Source organism: Oleiphilus sp. HI0123 (genome assembly GCF_001635315.1).
The window spans coordinates 1-3564 of the sequence record NZ_LWGE01001195.1; the positions used below are offsets into that span (position 1 = coordinate 1).

Genomic DNA, 3564 nt, shown 5'->3' on the forward strand with positions numbered 1-3564 from the left:
AATACCGCGAAGCGATGTCGATCCCCCCATCGAACGAAAGAAAAAGATTGGTTTAATACAATATTTGATAACTTGCTGCCTGCAGCAAGTTGATTTGATAAGCGAAAAGTGAGTCAATATTCAACTCTCGCTAAAAATAACGATGATAGGAGAATACTATGCAATTAAATATCACTGGCCATCATGTAGATTTAACTGATGCACTTAAAGAATATGTGAAAACCAAATTGCAAAAGCTAGAGCGCCATATTGGCGGCATTAGCAACGTACAGGTAACCCTTTCTGTATCGAAACAAGCACATATTGCTGAATCAACGCTACATATCGCTGGTGCAGATATCCACGGCCACGCCGAGAACGACGACATGTATGCCGCTATCGACCAGCTAGTTGATAAGCTAGACCGTCAAATTCTTAAGCACAAGGAAAAGAAAGTTGACCGCGCACACGGCGCAGCAGCACGCTAGTTATTAGCGATCTTTAGAGTCGAAAAATGTCTGAAAATAAAATTACTATCGAGGCCATCTTGTCACCGGAGCTAACCCAACGCGGTTTGCCCGGTGGTAGCAAGAAAAAAGTTCTTCAACAGGCTGCACACCTGGTCTCAAAACAATTTCCTCATCTTGATGAAACTGAAATATTTGACAACCTTATTTCTCGTGAACGACTGGGAAGCACGGGAGTTGGGCAAGGAATTGCCATTCCCCACAGCAGACTGGAAAACTGCAAACAAGTTATTGGTTGTCTATTTACACTTGAAAAAAAGATACCTTTTGACTCGATAGATAACGAAGACGTTGATATTCTTTTCGTTTTACTTGTCCCCTCCGAGGCGACGAGCGAGCACCTGGATCTTTTAAGTCAAATTGCAGAGAAGTTCAACAACACTGCTTTTTGCGATAGTTTAAGGGAATCTGCTACAGGCACTGAACTTTATCAGAAAATAATTGCTTAAGACCTACAAACCTTAGAAGCTCAAAATTGCTAGGAACTTCTTATGAAGCTCGTTATTGTCAGTGGCAGATCCGGTTCCGGAAAAAGCACGGCCCTTCACGTCCTTGAAGACATGGGGTATTACTGCATTGATAATTTACCGGTTGGGCTTTTACTAAACCTTGGTAAACAATCACTACAAGGTAAAGATACAAGGTTAAGTAACGTTTCGATCAGTATCGATGCTAGAAATCTGCAGGGTGGAATAGAAGCATTCCCCCAAGTTTACGAGAAGCTAAAGCAGATGGAGATTGATGTCGATATCATTTTTCTTGACGCACAAAGTGAGACGCTCCTAAAGCGCTTTCACGATACTCGACGCAAACACCCACTTAGCAGCACAACACACTCACTCACCGAAGCGATTGAAACCGAAAGAACGCTTCTCGACCAGCTGGCACTAAAAGCTGACCTGACTGTCGACACTACGAAACTAACCCTATACGAGTTAAGAGACCTCATAAAACTTAGAGTGACAGGCAAACGAGAGCAAGAGCTCGCCATACTCTTTCAATCATTTGGTTTCAAAAATGGTGTTCCTAGCGATGCAGATTACGTATTCGACGTTCGCTGTTTGCCAAACCCATACTGGGACCCAAACCTTCGTACTTTTAGTGGATTAGATAAGCCCGTCGTAGACTTCATGAACGCCCAACCCGAATCCATACTAATGAAGGAAGATATCATTAACTTTCTCAGTAAATGGCTTCCTCAATTCAAAGCATCAAACCGTAGCTACATGACTATCGCGATCGGCTGTACCGGCGGCCATCACAGATCGGTCTATATTAGCGAACAGCTTGGTGCGCACTTCAAGTCGCAATTTGATAATGTCCAAATTCGCCACAAAGAGCTACCTTCACCTCACAAAACGTAATAAACTACCCTCTTTTCATTAGCTTAGTAGAACATCCATGCTTTCAGAACAAATCGAAATTATTAACAAACTTGGTCTCCATGCCCGTGCAGCCGCTAAATTTGTCGGTACTGCAACACGCTTTGAAAGCAGTATTAAAATCGCAAAGGATGGCCGAGAAGTCGATGGTAAAAGCATTATGTCTGTGATGATGCTCGCCGCAAGCTGCGGATCTTTTGTTGAAATCAGCTGCGAAGGTGCGGATCAGGAAGAAGCAATGACAGCGATCAAAGACTTGATCAATGATAGGTTTGGAGAAGGCGAATAAGCGCTCACTAAATTTCAAGCCCCCCACTCTTATCAGCTCCAATAAACTAGAACTCACTTTATAAAAGCAAACTAAGGCTCTGTTTATTGGATTATTCTGACTGTCGAAGTGTCAATTCATGCGCTATACTTAAGCAAACGTTTAAGCTATCTATATAGGTCTAATTGTAATCATCACTTCACCAGGCTTATCTGTTTTATCACTTAGCAGTTAACTAGAGATCAACGTGTTCCATGCCTAGCCAATTTTCAAACAAAAGCGCTAAAGAGAAACTTCATAGTGTAAATGAAGTAATCGAAAGCGGCTCTATCCGGCAAATTGAAAGGGTTGTGAACAAGGGGCTAAACGCAAGTGATATTGCACACCTAATTGAATCCTCTCCACCGCGAGAGCGAGCACTAATATGGCGCTTGCTGAATGACGATTTAAAAGGTGAAGTCCTACAAGATCTCTCTGAAGACATACAGGCGCACTTCCTCAGCAAGTTAAATGCTCAGGAAGTCGTAAACTTCATCAACCTGGTTTTGGGTAGTTTGCCGTTCCCCGCTTCGCTCTCACTTAGTTCACAAGGGAAGCAACGATATTTTAGTCGTAGTCTTCTGATTAATATCTCAGGTGAAGTACAGGCCTACTATGATAAGCAACATTTATTTGATGTTGAGGTCGGTGATGAGCATGGCGAGTATCGTGAGTCGGATACCTTTTGTCCCGGTGAAAGAACCGTAGTTGAAACGATAAGTTTCGAAGATGGTACTCAGGCCGGAATCGGATTTTCAATTTGCTATGATTTGCGCTTTCCAGAGATGTATCAGGACATGCGTAGGGCAAGGGCAAAAATATTACTTGTACCTTCTGCTTTTACCGAAAAAACCGGTCAAGCTCATTGGGAGTTATTGTTGCGTGCGCGAGCTATTGAAAACCAGTGCTTTGTTATTGCTGCAAATCAGGGTGGAGAGCATAGCCGTGGGCGTAAAACTTGGGGACAGAGTATGATCATCGACCCTTGGGGAAACATATTAAACCAGCTCGGCAAAGGAGCTGGTATTTGTAGTGCGAATTTGGATTTTAAAGGCTTGAATAAAATTCGCGCAGCGATGCCGCTATTTTCAAGTTAGCTGGCTTTACTCAATATCTTGAGTAATCGTTCGAATATATTGAAACAGCTTTTTACCCGCGCCAGTATTCTTTTGCTGGTCGTGATCTTTCTTAGCGTTGCGAACGAGCGCTCTCAGGTGTTGTACGTCTGTATCAGGGTTGTCGGAAATAAAATTACTAAGCACATCATTTCCACCGCTAATCAAACGGTCTCTCCAGGACTCCATTTGGTGAAGCTCTTGAGCATATCGTTGACTGCTGGAGTCAAACTGATCAATTGCGAACTGAATCG

6 protein-coding genes are annotated in these 3564 nt (G+C 43.0%); 5 read left to right on the top strand and 1 reads right to left on the bottom strand.

The genetic code is table 11. The features are described from left to right. Positions 1–158: 158 nt before the first annotated feature. From hpf to A3761_RS13335, 5 genes are all read left to right on the top strand, one after another. Positions 159–467, top strand: coding sequence for a ribosome hibernation-promoting factor, HPF/YfiA family (hpf, locus tag A3761_RS13315; RefSeq protein ID WP_068510392.1), 309 nt, complete (start codon positions 159–161; stop codon positions 465–467). A gap of 26 nt (positions 468–493) precedes the next feature. Next, positions 494–955 (top strand): PTS IIA-like nitrogen regulatory protein PtsN, encoded by a 462-nt coding sequence (gene ptsN / locus A3761_RS13320; protein ID WP_068510396.1) that lies wholly within the window; start codon positions 494–496, stop codon positions 953–955. Between the two features lie 42 nt (positions 956–997). After that, positions 998–1870 (top strand): RNase adapter RapZ, encoded by an 873-nt coding sequence (gene rapZ / locus A3761_RS13325; RefSeq protein WP_068553990.1) that lies wholly within the window; start codon positions 998–1000, stop codon positions 1868–1870. A gap of 37 nt (positions 1871–1907) precedes the next feature. Beyond that, positions 1908–2177 carry an HPr family phosphocarrier protein gene (locus tag A3761_RS13330; RefSeq protein WP_068509651.1) on the top strand — a complete coding sequence of 90 codons (270 nt, stop codon included), beginning with the start codon at positions 1908–1910 and terminating at the stop codon, positions 2175–2177. A gap of 233 nt (positions 2178–2410) precedes the next feature. Further along, a complete protein-coding gene (locus A3761_RS13335; protein WP_068750335.1) occupies positions 2411–3292 on the top strand; it encodes a nitrilase-related carbon-nitrogen hydrolase in 882 nt (293 codons plus the stop codon). 6 nt (positions 3293–3298) lie between these two features. Here A3761_RS13335 and yjgA read toward each other — a convergent pair. Then, positions 3299–3564 (bottom strand): ribosome biogenesis factor YjgA (yjgA, locus tag A3761_RS13340; RefSeq protein WP_156491837.1); only part of this gene is annotated, 266 nt, incomplete at its 5' end.